The organism is Pseudochrobactrum saccharolyticum (assembly GCF_008801715.1).
GTDB lineage: Bacteria > Pseudomonadota > Alphaproteobacteria > Rhizobiales > Rhizobiaceae > Pseudochrobactrum > Pseudochrobactrum saccharolyticum.
This window is the reverse complement of the sequence record NZ_VZPG01000002.1, coordinates 389,872-406,168: the sequence shown is the minus strand read 5'-3', so window position 1 is coordinate 406,168 and position 16,297 is coordinate 389,872. Positions and strand designations below refer to the sequence as shown.

The window sequence follows — 16,297 nt, the reverse complement described above, 5'->3', positions numbered from 1 at the left end:
TAGTCTGAAAACAGGCAGGGTGATGGATTATCCGCAGACAATCCGTCACCCTGTAACCGGTTTCAAGTATATAATGTGATTTCTATCTGCGAACAGCCACAGAATTAGCAACCTGCGGATTTGTCTGCCCGTTCACGCGGCATGAAGAGAGTGTATCCAGAGCCGGAGAATAAACCTGTGTTTTCACCTGCATCAGACCGAGAACTGTATGGAACAGCTTGTCATGAGATTGCGGCTCGGTTGCTTCTTTCGCGAGACAATCCTGCCTGATTGTGGCTTTGGCATCTTTTCCGAGCCACAGCACATAAGGCACGTGAGTCTGCTGTGACGGTGCTACAAAATAGGGTGCACCATGGAGATAGAGGCCAAATTCACCAACGGATTCACCATGGTCTGACATGTAAATCAGCGAAGTATCGAGCTTGTCCTGCTTGTCGCGTAGCCGGTCGATAACCGATGAAATAATATGATCTGTATAGGCGATACTATTATCATAGGCATTGAGAATTTCTTCGCGGCTGCATTTTGAAAATTCAGCACTCTGACAATCCGGTGTAAAACGGCGATATTCATCAGGATAACGCAGATAATAAGCCGGACCGTGGCTGCCAAGCTGGTGCATCACCAGCACCGTGTCCTGTGTTATGCCGGACATCCATGTATCAAGCTTATCCAGAAAAATCCCGTCCAGGCATTCTCCGTTTTTACAATATTTCGGATTGTCTGATGTCGACAGCGCTTCACTTGTCACGCGATCAGCAACAGATTTGTGGCCTGTATTATTATCCCACCACTCCACATGCACACCGGCATGTTTCAGCACATCGAGCAGGTTTTCCGTCTCCAGACCCTTCTCATGGGTGTACTCATCGCGTGTGTAAACCGAGAAAATACATGGCAAGGATACCGCTGTGATGGTGCCGCAACTGCTGGTATCGGAAAAATAGGTGATATCCTGACGGGCAAGTTCAGGATTGGTATTTTTCTTATAGCCTCCAAGGGAGAAGCTTTCGGCACGGGCGGTTTCCCCTGCAATAACAATCGTCAGGCGAGGTTTTCTGTTGCCTGAGCTGGCATTTGCAACCTTGGCATCCGTACCGAGCGGCTGCACGATAATATTCTGATTTTTACCGGAGCGGATGCCCAGCTTGACAGCATTGCCAATCGGCATCACCGGATTGAGCGTTGCAATCCATTCCTTATGTTCGCGCCCCAGCGAGGTAAAAGTGCTGGCATTCAGCATAAAGAGCGCCACAGCAACAAAAAGCGCAGGAAAGATAAAAGCAGAATTCTGCTTCACTTTTTGCAGGAAGGAACGGTGCTCGATTTTTACCCATAAAATCAGCAGGGAAGGCAGAATACCAAATATAACGACATGGCGTATGAAGCCGAAGCTGATGAGATGTCCTGCTTCGGCATTGGTTGTGTCGATCGCACTTTGCAACATCTCCACATCAATGATGGTTCCGAACTGATCGATGAACCATGATGCCGTGGCCGAAACCATAATGAGAAAAATAAACAGCGGTTTGGTGAGATATTTCACGGAAACAGTGATGCAAAGCGCTGTTAACAGGCAGAATATGCCCGCAACAAGAGCCAGAAGCGCGCCGGTTGGCAGCAGCTCCTCTGAGCGGTGCCAGAATGTTGCATTGTTTACTGCGGTAAGATAGCCGGCTGTGATGATGCTTAAGGTTACGCTCTCGATATGCGGGCGGCGTAACTCTGCCGGAATATTCAATGCCATGACTCGTCGTCCTTGAAGTTCTGTACTTTGGACAAACGAGTGAATGGTTTTCCTGACAGGAACCTGAACGCGGCTTTTCCTGATCGCTATATGAAAGCCTGATCTGCATATAAAAAATAAAACGCGCCGGTGCTTTTGCTCCGGCGCGTGCATATTCAATACATTTCTGCGTTTTATTCCGATCTTGTTTTCAGGAATATTTTAGGCACCCAGAAACCGGGTTTCGGGTCAACGATGGCACTCAGTGCACGGGCATAATCAAGAACGAGACCCGGTGTCCATGCCATGGTTTCTGCGCGCTTGCGCATCATGCTGGCAGCCCAGAGTTCCGGATAAACAATCGCACGGAATGCTGAGAAGACCGGCCAGCGTTTATTCCGGTAAACACCTTCCAATGCGGCATCCAGAGCATCAGCCACTGCGCTGGAGCAATTGCGGTTTGTCAGATTATAGGTGTTGTCGGCCTTATAGGTCTTCCAGAAAGCACGCAGCTTATCTTCATCAATATTATTGATAACCACCTGTACCGTAGACTCGCACCAGTCTGCGGCCTCCGATTTATAATCAGGTAAAAATCTGCCTTCGATATTATTATCGGCAGTGGCACGCAAAGTGCGGCTGAACTCATTGGGAGAACGGTCAATCTCTACCGCCGGATAGTGACTGATATAAACATCAGGCACCAGCTCCAGAGCCGCATGGCCGGTGGAGATGACACCATTGGCATCAACGGCAGCGATATAACGGCTGATCGCGCGCTGACGCAGCGGTGTCATGGCCGTGCCGGTTGGTGTCCAGACATGAACGATTAATTCGCCGCGTTTAGGGTTTTTCTCATCCGTTTCATGATGCGCGGTCATTGCGGAGAGCAGGCTGCTGCGACCGAAAAGACGTGAAAGCGGCGCACCGGCCTCAAGACTATGAATGCGAAGCGCAACATGGATAATACCGAAGCTGGTGAGCATGATAACCGCGCCGACATTGGCGCCGACAGTGCCTTCATACCAGGTCGGCCATGGCTGCAAGGTTGCAACCGCCAGAATAAGTTCCAGCACACCACCGGCAATACCGGCCTTCCAGCGCGGATAGCGAACAACCCACGCGCTGGCGATACGCATACTGCCGTCAACGAGAAAACACAGGCCAAACACCATGGCCAGAAAGAAATTGCTGGCGGCACTGGAGGTGTAAATAAGAATACCGACAGCGAATAATGCAATCCCTTGCACTATGCGCATCTGTCTGGCTGTGCCTTCGCTACCGGCTGCGGCAAGCAGGCTGAGAGCCGCTTCCGGCACCAGAAAATAAGCAAAAACATACGGGCGGAGCAGGGTATCTCCGTCCAGTGCATCAATCAGAATAGCAAGGCCGACAAGCAGCCAGAGAACGCCGATGACGAACAGTGTTTTCCAATGTCTCTGGATGATTTCACGACCCAGAAAAAGAAACAGAATACGTATCATGCGTTGATCTCGGTTGTTCTCTTGTAATTGTCATAGCGGCGCTTTTATTCAGTTAAGCGCGAAGAATTTACTATTACATTTAAAATTGTACAGACAGCTAAATAAATATTGCAAAAAAGAATAAAAAAACCTGCGGGTCATAATATTGTCCGGTCAGGCTCCCAATTATGCCTCATTCCGCCGCAAAGCATAGGCATCGTTTATTCTTCGGGGAAAATAATGGTTCGTTCTTTGCGCGCTTTCGGAAAAACACTTGCTGCCGGTCTTGCTGTCACTGCATTGGCTTCACCGGTTTTTGCAGCCAGTAATGATCAGAACCAACGTATTGAGGTCGCTTTTGTACTCGATACAACCGGCTCAATGGCCGGCCTTATTGACGGTGCCAAAAAGAAGATCTGGTCCATTGCCAATACCATCATTGATGTGAATCCCGATGCGGATATTCGTATGGCACTCGTGGCCTATCGTGACCAGGGCGATGAATATGTCGTTAAATCCTATGATATGAGCGCGGATGTGCAGGGACTATACGGCAAGCTGATTAAGCTTGAGGCAGACGGCGGCGGCGATACACCCGAATCCGTCAATGAAGCGCTGGATGAATCTGTCCGCAAGCTGCAATGGACAAAGAATGACAATACCAGACGGATCATCTTCCTTGTCGGAGATGCGCCACCGCATATGGATTATCCAAACACATGGCAATATCCGCAAATTCTGAAACGTGCGAAAGAAGATAAAATCACCGTCAATACAATTCAGGCCGGTGATGATCCTGACACAACCAAAGTCTGGCGGGAAATTGCCCAGCTCGGGCACGGGCGTTATATAGAAATTCCGCAGGATGGCGGTAATATCACTGTTATGGAAACGCCGTTTGACAACGAAATTATCGTTGTTCAGCAAAATCTTGATAAAACCGTGATTGCCTATGGCAGTTCAAAAGTTCAGGCTGAGCTTTTCAGCAAGATGGATGCAAAATCTGCCGCTCCTGCAGCTGTAAAGGTTGATAATTCACGCTATTACTCGAAAAAAGGCGGCGCTAAAGAGGTTGTAACCGGCGGCGGCGATCTTGTGGCGGATGTGCAAAACGGCAAACAAAAACTGGATGCTGTTAAAGATGAGGAATTGCCGGAAAATATGCGCGGCAAATCCGGTCAGGAGAAACAGGCAATTCTCGACCGCAATGCGCAGGAACGCATGAAACTTGAAGGGGAAATGGCGGGCCTCATCAGCAAGCGTGATGATTATATAGCCAAGAAAACAGCTGAGCTGAGCAAAGACAGTGGCGGAGATTCATTCGATACTGTTGTTAAGGAAACTCTGGTTGAACAGCTGAAATAATACTCCGATTTTGGCACTCTGTTCATAACGGGCAGGGTGCCTCATGCTGTAAGACATTTTATAAATATATAAGCGGTGAAAGCCCCAGAAGCAGGCCGGCAACGGCGATACTGCTGCGCCAGTAAAACACACCCCACAGGCCGAAAATTAAAGCGATTGGCGCCGTAAAAACGCAATATATGATGGCATAACCGTCATTTCCCGCGCCAAAGAAGACCAGATAATAGAATATAAAGGCCGTCAGCGCGCCAAAAATCACGGATATGATTGCAGACAGGCACCAGTTTTGTTTGCGGGAGGGTGTTTGCTGGCTCATATATCGTAAGCAATCCGCTCAATAGTCCCGTCACCGGATAATCCGAACAGAACATCCTGAGGGACTTCAAGTTTCAGCGCTTCATTTCTCGGGATATTGGCATAAATACTGCGAATTATCCGGCCGGTCACACCATGCGAAACGATAATTTTGATCTGAGCCTGATGTTCTTCAATAGTGGTTAGCACGTCTTGAACGCGGGCGGACATATCTTCAAAGCTTTCACCATCAGGAGAGTGAAAGAACCATTCGTGGCGTTCCAATCCATCACGGGCATTCGGCCATTCCTGCTCTATCTCGTAATCCGTAAGACCTTCCCATGAGCCCATACCAATTTCCATCAGGCGTGGATCGAGTATGATTTTATCCGGTTTACCCAGTTTTTCGGCGATTATTTTTGCAGTGCTATGCGCACGGCCTAGCGGGCTGGAAAAGAGAGCAATATTATCGGAGATGATGTTTTTGCGAAGAGTTATACCTGCTGCAGCAGCCTGACGTAATCCGAGCGCGGTTAGAGGAGAGTCGACTTGTCCCTGCCAGCGTGCGGCAGCGTTAAAAATCGTTTGGCCGTGACGAACTAAATAAATCACGTTGCTTTGCTCCTGAGTCCAAGGCTGTTTTGTTTTTGCAGTGATGAGAATACTCAAAAATAATCCCTCAAACCATCGCTGGCTTGAGGGATAGTTTTTTAGCCGATTATATCGCCGGTGACAGGGCCTTCCCAGTTCGGTTTCCAACCAAGGGCAGGAGCCACATATTTGGCAAAAGATTCCAGCATATGCAGGTTATAATCCGGCCCAAGCTGGTTCGGAATTGTCAGCATAAGAGTATCAGCCAGTGCAATGGCGCGATCATTCTTCAGCTCTTCAATCAGCCGGTCCGGTTCGGCAGCATAGGTACGGCCGAATGTTGAACGGAAACCGTCAATCATACCAACCCCGTCATATCTTTCAGATGCATTACCAAAATAAGCGGCATCCTGTTCGTTCACAATCGGGAAGATGCTGCGACTGACAGAAACGCGCGGAGCACCGGTATGACCTGCCGCACGATAGGCTTCGCGGAAACGAATAATCTGCTCCGCCTGAAGCTCATCAAAAGGCATTCCCGCATCTTCCGTCAACAAAGTAGATGACATCATGTTCAGGCCTTGTTGTCCTGTCCATTCAGCACTTTCACGGGTCGCAGAACCCCACCAGATATGATCGCGCAAAGTAGAAGAACGCGGTTCAATCGGCATCATCTGACCGCCGGTTGTGCTGCGTTCGCCCGGTGCCAGTCGTTCGCCGTCAATTGAACGCATGAACAAATCGAATTTGGTGCGTGCAATATCAGCGCCGCGCGGATCAGTTGAGCCGGTATAGCCAAAGGTTTCATAACCGCGCACCACTGTTTCCGGTGAGCCGCGACTGATCCCCAGTGCAATACGTCCGTCTGCGAGAATATCGAGAGCAGCAGCTTCTTCAGCCAGATATAGCGGGTTTTCATAGCGCATATCGATAACACCGGTACCGACTTCGATATGTTTTGTCTTCGCTGCAATCGTTGCCAGCAATGGCATTGGCGATGCCTGCTGACGGGCAAAGTGATGCACGCGGAAATAAGCGCCGTTCACACCAAGCTCGTCCGCACCAACGCCGATATCAACAGCTTGTTTCAGCATGTCACTGGCTGTCCGCGCCTGCGAGCCCTGTGCATTAACATAGTGACCAAAACTTAAAAAACCAAAGGCTCTCATAGAGTTACTCCTGCCGCTCAAGCGGTTTCAATAGCAATTGGTCTTGATATAGTATGCGGGTGGAAGAGGCGCAAAGCTTGCAAATAGGACACTGTGTTCATCATGTGACCTATAGTGAGGAGAAATCCCTCTCATTGCGTTGTTGGTCATTTTTTGACCTGATGTCTTGATACCTGATTATAGGCAAGAGGCATTTGCAAGGGATAGTATTCTTGCTGGATCTACCTCATGTATTGTTACAGCTATTTGAAATGGGGTTCGAGTAATTCTTGTCGCTAATTAGCAGGCTGGCATTTTATCCCCCAGCAAATTGATATCATTTGTGGAAGCTATGAATGCATTAGAAATGTTTCATAGCTATACACACGGCCGGAGTGAGTACGAATATTGGCTTTATCGTCCTTACTCTGAGAGTTTTCCGTGGTTTAGCGCACGTTGAAACTTCACCACAAATTTATCATAATCTGCGCCGTAATATCCGCCCGTTCTCATGGCGCAGGCAGCGATAAATGACGGCTCCGAATGATAAAAAACAACACGCACATTCCGAAACAACACTGCAGCCTGAAGGGCTTGCACAGTCATCCCGATGCTTTGACCTGATAAAGCGCTATCAGCATTTTTTCTTTCCTGTTGCCGGTTTCGTTGTCGTTCTGCTGGCAATCTATGTATTGGAAAATATGCTGCAGAATACGTCCCGTTCGCAGACAATGGCGGCGTTTCATACGATTTCATGGCAAACAATCAGCCTTGCCGTATTTTTCACAATGCTCAGCTATGCCGCTGTTGCACTATATGACGTGGTCGCAGTCGAGACGATTGCTCCGGGGCAGATTCCAAAACGTCTTGCAGCGATTGCAGGAGCGGCAGGCTATGCAATCTCTAATGCGCTTGGTTTTTCACTGCTGACAGGCGGCGCATTGCGTTACCGTATTTATGCGGCGGAAGGTATCAGCCTTGCCGATATAGGCAAAATAGTTGGCACATCGTGGTTTGCCATCTGGTTCGCCCTGATTATCATGGTTGGCGCGGCACTGTTGATTGACCCTCAGGACGTGCCCTGGCTGTCTGCTTTTGACAGCCGTATTGATATTGTGGCCGGACTTGTCATTCTTGGTGGCATCGGCTGGCTTATTTACTGGCTGTCACACAGCGAACGCCATATCAGGATCGGCACTTTCAGCCTGCGATTACCGGATTCAAAAGGCGCTATGGTTCAGATATTCGCCGGTCTGGTTGATGTCGGTGCCGCAGCTGCTACGCTTTATGTGCTGATGCCGGATGGCGCTGTCCCAAGTTTTGCGGTTTTTGCGATTGTTTATGTAATTGCGGTGGTGCTGGGTATTGCCAGTCATGCACCCGGCGGGCTTGGTGCTTTTGAGGCAACAATCATTGCCGGTCTTGGCCTTGGCGGCAATCCGGAAGCCATTGCAGGCTTACTTGCCTATCGCGTTATCTATACGGTCTTGCCATTGGTTACCGCGGCAGTCGGTCTGTTATTCTGGGAGATCATGCGCCGCCGGCATATGCTCGGCAAACAGGCACGACTTGCCAAACGTCTGGTTGAGCCGCTGATACCGGGACTGAGCGCCAGTATTATTTTTCTGGGCGGAATTATCCTGCTGATTTCCGGAGCCACGCCGGATAAGCGCTATCGTGTGGAATTGCTGTCTGACATTGTGCCGGAATTTCTGGTTGAAATGTCTCATCTGGCCGCGAGCTTGGTCGGGGTTGCCTTGCTGATTGTTGCGCGGGGGCTGGCAAAACGGCTGGAGCGTGCATGGCTGGCGGCATTGATGTTACTTTTAAGCGGCGCTGTTTTCTCCCTTTCGAAAGGGCTGGATTGGGAAGAAGCTGTTACGCTTTGTCTTTTTTCTGCCGTGCTCTGGGAGTTTCGCGATTCATTTTATCGTCGCCCGATCACCGGTAGTTTTGAGTTAAGCTGGCATTGGATTGTGACTGTTGGCACAACATTGCTGGTTTCTACCTGGCTTGGTTTTTTCGTGTATCGCCATGTCGAATATTCCAGTGATCTTTGGTGGGATTTTGCATGGAATAGCAATGCACCACGTTTTTTGCGTGCCACAGTACTGGTTTTCGCTGTTGTCGCTGCTTTTGGTCTGCATACATTAATCAACCGTCATAGCCAGCGCAGACAAAATACCAATCATGACATTCCTGAAGCCGTGCCTGCTTTGGTTGCGGCCTGTCCTCATACGGATGCGGCTCTTGCTATGGTGGGGGATAAACAGTTTCTCCTTGCACCTGACGACAGTGCTTTCATCATGTATGCGCAGTCGGGCGGCAGCCTGATTGCATTGGGTGAACCGGTTGGCCAAATCTCTACGGCAAAAGAACTGGCATGGTCATTTCACGCTTTGGCAGATCAGCAGGCATTACGCACAGTGTTTTACGGAGTGGGGCCGCAAAGTCTGCCATTGTTTCTGGATATGGGATTGGTAGCCCTTAAGCTGGGTGAAGTGGCGCGGGTGGAATTGGCGGATTTCTCTCTTGAGGGCGCGCGGCGTCAGCCTTTCCGCTATGCAGATCGTAAAGTCAGTAAAGACGGGTTAGTCTTTGAAGTTATTTCTGCAGCAGATGTACCGCCTTTATTGCCGCGCTTGCGTGAGATTTCTGATGCCTGGCTGGAGTTTAAATCCGGAAGTGAAAAAGGCTTTTCACTCGGATATTTTGATGAAGATTACCTCAAGCGGTTTGATCTGGCTGTGCTCCGGCAGCAAGGAGAAATCGTTGCTTTTGCCAATTTATGGCGCGGTGGTGACAAATACGAAATTACCGTCGATCTGATGCGCTATATGCCGAATGCGCATAAATTACTGATGGATGCGCTCTTTGCCAAATTGCTGATCTACAGCAAAGAGCAGGGTTATAAATGGTTTAATCTCGGAGCAGCGCCCCTGTCAGGCTTAAGTGGCAGCAGGCTTGCTTCCCGATGGAACCGGTTTGGTTCATTTGTCTACAGACGTGGCGCAGATCTTTATCATTTTGACGGGTTAAAGGCGTTTAAGGAAAAATTCGAACCTGTCTGGACACCGCATTACATGGTTTGCCCCGGCGGATTTGAAACGCCGCGTGCACTTTTGGACGTAACGAAACTGATTAACGGCAGTCCGCTGGAGTTTATTCGCAAATGAAAGCAAAACGGCTTGTGGGACTCTTCGGATTGCTGGTGCTGATTGCAGCAGGTATCTATTTTTCTATGCATCCGGGCAAAGTGCTTCGTTTCTGGGCAAGTCTGACTGTTTCGGACAAGCCGGTAACGCATGTAAGTGCGGAGCGGCTGTCAGAGATTCCTGTTTATATGCCGAAAGGCGATCCGGCAGGGCTGGCGATTATTATCAGCGATCTTAACGGAGGCGGTGATCGTGAACGCCGTTTTGCCAATGCGCTGCTTGTACGCAACCTGATTGTCTTGCCGGTTGATCTCCGGCAATGGCGTGCAGCACTCGATAAAGAGGATGGTGAATGTAATTATCTTGATTCAGACTTTGAAGCGATCACCAAAGAGGCTCTGCGTGCGCTGGATCTGAATGTTTATTTTCATCCTGTTGTAACCGGTATCGGGCAGGGGGCGACGATTGCTTACGCCGCTGCATCTGATTCACCCGATGCTACAATTGCCGGTGCTGTCGGGATTGATCCTGTGCCCGCCCGTACCCGTCTGCCATCCTGTACCGAACAGGCGCAGGCCAGCAAAACGCCGGACGGCGGTTTCACTTATGAATATGGTAAGGAACTTCCAGTTTCTGCTTTGCTTGTTGCAGCGGGAGGCTTGCAAGCCAATCAGCCGGAAGCTGCACGCGAACAGAATATTGCGATATTGCAAAATATGCCTGATCCGGATCAGCGTTTACGCGTGGCCGCTGATGAGGTGCTGTCAATGGCCGGGCAGGATGCTCAAAATGCAGCTATGCCGGTTGTTGATTTACCTGCGCGTGGCGGTAAAGCAAAATATGTAGCAGTTTTTTATTCAGGAGACGGTGGCTGGCGCGATATTGATAAATCCATCGGGGAATGGTTGCAGACACAGGGTGTGCATGTGATTGGTGTGGATTCTCTGCGTTATTTCTGGAGCGAACGTAAACCCGAGGATATTGCGCGCGATACAACAGCTTTACTGAAGAAAGCAGATCCGGGCGGAAAGTTACCTATCGCGGTTCTGGGCTATTCATTCGGTGCTGATACATTCCCTTTTGCATGGAAATATCTTGATCCGGCACTGCAAAACCGGATCAGAATGGTAGGGTTACTGGGAGTCTCAACCACAACATCTTTTCAGATTTCCGTTCAGGGATGGCTCGGTTTTGAAGGGGAACAGAAAACGCTGCCGGCTATTCTTTCCATACCACAGGATCGGGTCGTCTGCGTCTATGGTGAAGATGAAGAGGATACGGCTTGTACTGCAGATGCTTTAAAAGGTGCGGATATTATGAAAATCAGCGGCGGGCATCATTTTGACGGGAATTATGAGGCACTCGCCCAAACATTGTTGCAGAAAATGCAGAAACTTGCAGTAGAGTTTTAATTGCAGAAGGTTTGCTAAGTATCTGTATTTAGATAACTCTCACCAAGGACGGGTGCTGGCCTGCATAATGCTTGCGTCATGGTTTGATCTCATGAGGCGGAACCATTTCATTCCCGTCAACTATGGTTGAGCCAATATGCATCAGATCGGCTGAATATCTCCAATCACTTGATTGAAACGACTTATTTACGGCCTTCACACTGCAGGATCATCAGGTGTCAGACGGCGCAACAACGATTATTTGCGACCTATATTCCAATAAAGTCTATATGATTCAAAATGTATTGGGGAATTAATGGGGAGTATAAAATTTACTTCGCTTATTTTTGTAAATTACAATAATTTAATGAAGCTCTTTGGCGCACCCGACAGGATTCGAACCTGTGACCTCTGCCTTCGGAGGGCAGCACTCTATCCAGCTGAGCTACGGGTGCGCAGTCGCTTTTGATATAAAGCAAAGCCGTTCTAACCCAAGCGATCTTTCGTATCAATGGGGTATGGCCGAATTGATTGCAGATTATGTGCGTAACTTTGCGGTTGCTATCATTGATTTACAGCGCACTGCCTTATCCCTGTCGGATCTTTTTTATTGTGCAGCATTTATGCGAGCAGATGAGTGATTGCTTTTTCTCAAAGGGTGGAGATCGGGCAGGCTTTGATATAGTTGGAGCCGATAAACCGCGCTTATTGCTGTGTTTTTACGGTGCTTATGATTCTGCACCGATGCGATTTTGAAATAAAACGGAATAATCTCATGCCTCAGCCGTTAGCCCTGACAAGAAACATATAAGGGCTCAGACTTATGGCAGAACAATCACTTCATAATATTACAAGACTTACACCGGCTAAACTGGCTGACAATTCATCAAAAGCTGTCGTGCCAGTGACTGCAATGCCGCTGAAACAAGTGAAGCAAATCATTGCGGCACTGATCCTTGGTTTTTCCGCTATTTTGATTTTTGGAGCAATTGACGGACTGACCATGCCAATGCGGGTGTCCGTTGCGGTTTTCGTCGTCACGCTTGTGTGCTGGGTGATATTGGATTTGCCGGAAACGCCGGTGGCGCTCAGTGGGGCAATCGCACTGGCCGTCACCGGAACCGTGAGTAATGAGGCTGTCTATGCGGCGCTTGGCAAAGACATAATCTGGCTGATGCTGGCGGCCTTCATTCTTGCTGCTGTCTTGCAGGCCTCGGGTCTGATTGAGAAGTTGCTGCTGCGTAATCTGACAAGGCTGAAATCCGTCCGGTCGCTATTTTATCTGCTGACATTATTTGTCTTCATGACGGCTTTCATCATTCCTTCCACTTCTGCGCGTGCAGCGATTTTATTACCTGTCTATGTGGCAATTGCCGGTTCGGCAGTCAGCGCCGGTTTTACCCGTGCTTTGGCCTTGTTGTTCCCCACGATTATTTTGCTGTCTGCCGGTGCGTCACTCACCGGCGCAGGCGCACATCTGGTAGCTGCGGATTTCATCAGCCGAACCGGTGGTCGTGAAATGGATTTTCTCAGCTGGATTGCTTTTGCCGCGCCGTTCTCACTGCTTATCAGTCTGATTGCCTGCGAGCTTATTCTGCGCTTGTTTTTGGATGCTGAAGAGCGCAAGCAATCGCTGCCGCAATGGGTGGATGAGCAGGCCGAAACAGCACTGACGCGCCAGCAGAAAATGCTGTTGCTGATTACCGGCGCAACGGTAGTGATGTTTGCTACCACGGCATTACACGGCATTGATATGCCATTGATTGCCTTGATTGCCGCATTGCTGGTGACATCTGAAAAGCTCTCACCGGTTTCCTTTAAAAAAGCACTGAAACTGGTGGAGTGGAACCTGCTGCTGTTTTTAGCCGGTACTCTGGTAATCGGCGAGGCGCTGCTCACCACCGGTACTGCGGAACTGATCGCACAGCGAATGCTGAATGCTTTTGGTGCCGGACTGGCCGGTTATCCGGCGCTGATTATCGGTTTTGCTGCAATCACGGCGACCTTGGCGCATATTGTCATCAATTCCCGAACCGCCCGAGCAATTGTGCTTATACCTGCGCTTTGTCTGCCGCTGGCCGGTCTCGGAATTGCAGTCACGCCGCTCATTCTGGTGGTTACACTGGCCAGCGGATTTTGCCAGACACTGCTGGTTTCCGCAAAGCCTGTCACATTGTTCGGCACAGCCGATCCGCAACCTTTCAGCCAGCGGGATTTGCTGAGGCTGGCACTCTGGCTGATCGTGCCATTCATTGGATTGCTGATGATATTCGCCTTGCTGATATGGCCGATGCAGGGAATGAGCCTGAAATAATTCAAAGAGTTACATAGCCCCGATGAAAATCGGGGCTTTTTTTATGTTTTATGAAAATAAATAAAATTCTGCGGAATAAACTGCGTCAGCCCCCGTTCTTCCCTTGCAATTCAATTGTCACAATTTGCAAAGGAAACTGTCACAATGTCTATCACTGTTCTGGTTGCCCCATCAGGTTTCAAAGAAAGCCTGTCCGCGGATGAAGCTGCAGATGCGATTGAGAAAGGCATTCGACGGGCTGTGCCGGATGCTCATATTATTAAAGCGCCGATGGCAGACGGCGGCGAAGGTTTTACCAAAGCGCTGATTAATGCCACGCAAGGTACATTGCATGAAGTCATGGTGACGGGGCCGGTCGGCCAGCCGGTGCAGGCACATTTCGGATTTCTGGGCACGCGCGGTGCCAATGGTGACGCCAAGCGCACGGCCGTTCTGGAGATGGCTTCGGCCGCAGGGTTGAGCCTCGTGCCCCGTGACCAGCGCAACCCATGCCTGACCACCAGCTATGGTGTTGGTGAACTGGTCAAAGCTGCACTGGATGCCGGTGCCGAGCGCATTCTGCTGGGCTGCGGTGACAGCGGTACTAATGACGGCGGTGCTGGCATGGCGCAGGCGCTCGGCATTAAACTGCTCGACAGTGCAGGGCGTGTGCTTGATGCCGGTGGCGCTGCTCTTGGAAAACTTTCCGCAATTGATATCAGTAATCGCGATCCGCGTCTTGAAACTGTGCAGATTGATGCGGCTGTGAACTGGCATAATATGTTGCTGGGAGAGCGTGGCGTGGCTCGTGTTTTTGGCCCGCAGAAAGGCGCTACGCCGGAGCAGGTGGAAATACTGGCACATGCTATGGAAAATTATGCGCATCACATCGGTCTGGCGACCGGTATAGATGTCGGTTCTGCGCAAGGAGCAGGGGCTTCCGGCGGCTTGGGTGCTGCGGTGCTGGGTCTGCTCTGCGGCAAGCTGCATCCGCGCTATGAGATCGTTATGCAATATCTCGATCTTGACCGTTATCTGACGGATGCTGATCTGGTGATTACTGCTGAAGGCAGTCTGGACGGGCAGACACCATTCGGCAAAGTCCCTGCAGAAGTGGCCTTACGCGCCAAAAAACGCGGTACTCCGGTGATCGCGCTGGCGGGTACAATCGGGAAGGGGGTACGCCTCAATCTCGATCACGGTATTGATGCTTTCGCATCTATCCTGAGCCGCCCCTGCTCACTGGAAGATGCGATTGATGCCGCCCCTAAATTATTGGCACATGCCTCGGAAGATGCCGTACGTATGGTGATGATCGGTATGTTGATGAACCATCGGATGGCCGCCTGAACAAAACAAGCACCTTAATTATAAGCCCTGAAACATCAGTTTCAGGGCTTAATTTTTATCAGAGCATAATTTTAAAGCGTTAGAGTGACCTTTGTGCGCCAATGGGGCGCACGGCGCTCTAGCTGCTACAAAGAGCCTGCGCATTAATCAGCCCCCAGCCGAAGACAGGGTCATGACCGGGTTTTCCCATATCTTTGGCCTGACGGCTCAGCTCTTCCGCAATTTGCCGGTTATCCAGATCAGGCTTTTCAGCTTTCAGCCTTGCTGCTGCGGCAGTGACAAATGGTGCTGCAAAAGATGTGCCGGTCTTTTGCCGTGCGCCGGATATGGAGGCTGCTGTCCAGACGCCGACACCTGGTGCGGCCAGATCAATATGCTCGCCGCGCACAGCGCGTCTGTACGGATTGCCGTTGCGGTCAACCGCCGTGACCGCAATCACATTCTGATAGGCGGCAGGATAAACCGGTTTGGCATGAGGGCCTTCATTACCTGCAGCCGCAACCAGTGTAATTTTGCGCTGTGCCGCCGCCTCTACGGCCTTTTGAAGCAATAAATTATCCGGCCCTGAGAGGCTCATATTGATGAGCGGCACCTGTTTTTCCGCCAGAAGATCAATCGCGCGGATCAAGTCATAGGTTGTGGCACGGTTATTATCGCCTTTGATGCCGTGAAACACATCCACTGCAATCAGTTCTGCCTGCGGAAGCAAGCCCGGTGCACGGCTGTTTTCTGCGCCGACAAGCAGAGCGGCAACGGCTGTACCATGCTGTGTGCCTGATTGCGGCAGCTCATCATCGCTGAGGCGGATGATTTCCATACGTGCCTGTTTGAGGGATTCATGATCCGGATTAACTGCCGTATCAATCAGGCCGATCTTTGGCAGTATGGTGCAGGTTGCGGCACCGGCTTTCGGCTCATTCCAACCGATCAGATCACGCATCAGGGGGCAGTCTGTGCCGTTGCAGGCTGCGGGTGCCGGTTTTGTTTCTGTTTCCGGAGCACTTGTCTGTTCCGGCTGGTAATAATGGTTGAAATCAACCACCGCATCCGGCACGAGCGCGGATACGCGCTGGCGTGCAGTTTGCAATGACATTTTTGCCGGTATTTGCAGGCGTGTGAGCTGTGCTCCTGTCAGGCGCATTTCCACTCTGTCAGCCACAGAGAAACCCTGTTGCTGCAATTGTGCAATATTCTCATCGCTGAGACCGAGTGCCACAAGCCTGCGGGGCTCGTAAACAGGTGCTGCCTGTTGACGTTTCTTTGCTGTGCTGCGGGTTCTGGGCGCCTGTATCTGGCGGCGATTGTCCAGATAGTCCATCAGCGTCTGCGGCCCGCGAAAGCGTTTGCCGCCGTCACTGCCGGAACGCCCGCTATTACCGGATCCTCCGTCATCATCACTGCCACCATCATCGCCGTCATCATCATCTGCATAAGCGGCACTGACGACAGAGAACTCAGCGGAAAGCATTAGCGACGGAGCGGTTGTTACAATACCCGTCGCAACAAATAAAAGACTGGCAG

At 50.4% G+C, this 16,297-nt stretch carries 10 protein-coding genes and 1 tRNA gene; 5 read left to right on the top strand and 6 right to left on the bottom strand.

Features of this window, described 5'->3' with window-relative positions; genetic code table 11:
• Positions 1–82 precede the first annotated feature (82 nt).
• Both F7P81_RS08460 and F7P81_RS08455 read right to left on the bottom strand, forming a co-directional pair.
• A complete protein-coding gene (locus tag F7P81_RS08460) occupies positions 83–1,747 on the bottom strand; it encodes a phosphoethanolamine transferase (RefSeq protein WP_151159191.1) in 1,665 nt (554 codons plus the stop codon).
• 173 nt (positions 1,748–1,920) lie between these two features.
• Positions 1,921–3,210 (bottom strand): HdeD family acid-resistance protein, encoded by a 1,290-nt coding sequence (locus F7P81_RS08455; protein ID WP_151159190.1) that lies wholly within the window; start codon positions 3,208–3,210, stop codon positions 1,921–1,923.
• A 219-nt stretch (positions 3,211–3,429) separates the two neighbouring features.
• Here F7P81_RS08455 and F7P81_RS08450 point away from each other — a divergent pair, with 219 nt between their 5' ends.
• A complete protein-coding gene (locus F7P81_RS08450) occupies positions 3,430–4,554 on the top strand; it encodes a vWA domain-containing protein (RefSeq protein ID WP_151159189.1) in 1,125 nt (374 codons plus the stop codon).
• A gap of 312 nt (positions 4,555–4,866) precedes the next feature.
• On the opposite strand, the gene F7P81_RS08440 is transcribed toward F7P81_RS08450, so the two are convergent.
• A complete protein-coding gene (locus F7P81_RS08440) occupies positions 4,867–5,517 on the bottom strand; it encodes a histidine phosphatase family protein (protein WP_210307601.1) in 651 nt (216 codons plus the stop codon).
• A gap of 41 nt (positions 5,518–5,558) precedes the next feature.
• Positions 5,559–6,608: an LLM class flavin-dependent oxidoreductase gene (locus F7P81_RS08435; RefSeq protein ID WP_075655216.1), complete on the bottom strand. Its 1,050-nt coding sequence runs from the start codon at positions 6,606–6,608 to the stop codon at positions 5,559–5,561.
• Between the two features lie 509 nt (positions 6,609–7,117).
• Here F7P81_RS08435 and mprF point away from each other — a divergent pair.
• Together mprF and F7P81_RS08425 are read left to right on the top strand one after the other, a co-directional pair.
• Positions 7,118–9,763, top strand: coding sequence for a bifunctional lysylphosphatidylglycerol flippase/synthetase MprF (gene mprF / locus F7P81_RS08430; protein WP_151159187.1), 2,646 nt, complete (start codon positions 7,118–7,120; stop codon positions 9,761–9,763).
• Entirely contained in the window at positions 9,760–11,154 is a 1,395-nt protein-coding gene (locus tag F7P81_RS08425) for a virulence factor family protein (RefSeq protein ID WP_151159186.1), read from the top strand. The genes mprF and F7P81_RS08425 overlap by 4 nt, the downstream gene beginning before the upstream one ends.
• Positions 11,155–11,511: 357 nt before the next feature.
• Here F7P81_RS08425 and F7P81_RS08420 read toward each other — a convergent pair.
• Positions 11,512–11,588 (bottom strand) — tRNA-Arg (locus tag F7P81_RS08420).
• 368 nt (positions 11,589–11,956) lie between these two features.
• Here F7P81_RS08420 and F7P81_RS08415 point away from each other — a divergent pair.
• Together F7P81_RS08415 and F7P81_RS08410 are read left to right on the top strand one after the other, a co-directional pair.
• Positions 11,957–13,447 (top strand): SLC13 family permease, encoded by a 1,491-nt coding sequence (locus F7P81_RS08415; protein ID WP_246176071.1) that lies wholly within the window; start codon positions 11,957–11,959, stop codon positions 13,445–13,447.
• 144 nt (positions 13,448–13,591) lie between these two features.
• The gene (locus tag F7P81_RS08410; RefSeq protein ID WP_151159185.1) at positions 13,592–14,776 is read left to right on the top strand and encodes a glycerate kinase family protein; all 1,185 of its coding nucleotides are present in this window, start codon (positions 13,592–13,594) and stop codon (positions 14,774–14,776) included.
• 118 nt (positions 14,777–14,894) lie between these two features.
• Here the strand turns inward: F7P81_RS08410 and F7P81_RS08405 are convergent, their stop codons facing one another.
• Positions 14,895–16,244 carry a S8 family serine peptidase gene (locus F7P81_RS08405; RefSeq protein ID WP_170265232.1) on the bottom strand — a complete coding sequence of 450 codons (1,350 nt, stop codon included), beginning with the start codon at positions 16,242–16,244 and terminating at the stop codon, positions 14,895–14,897.
• Positions 16,245–16,297 lie beyond the last annotated feature (53 nt).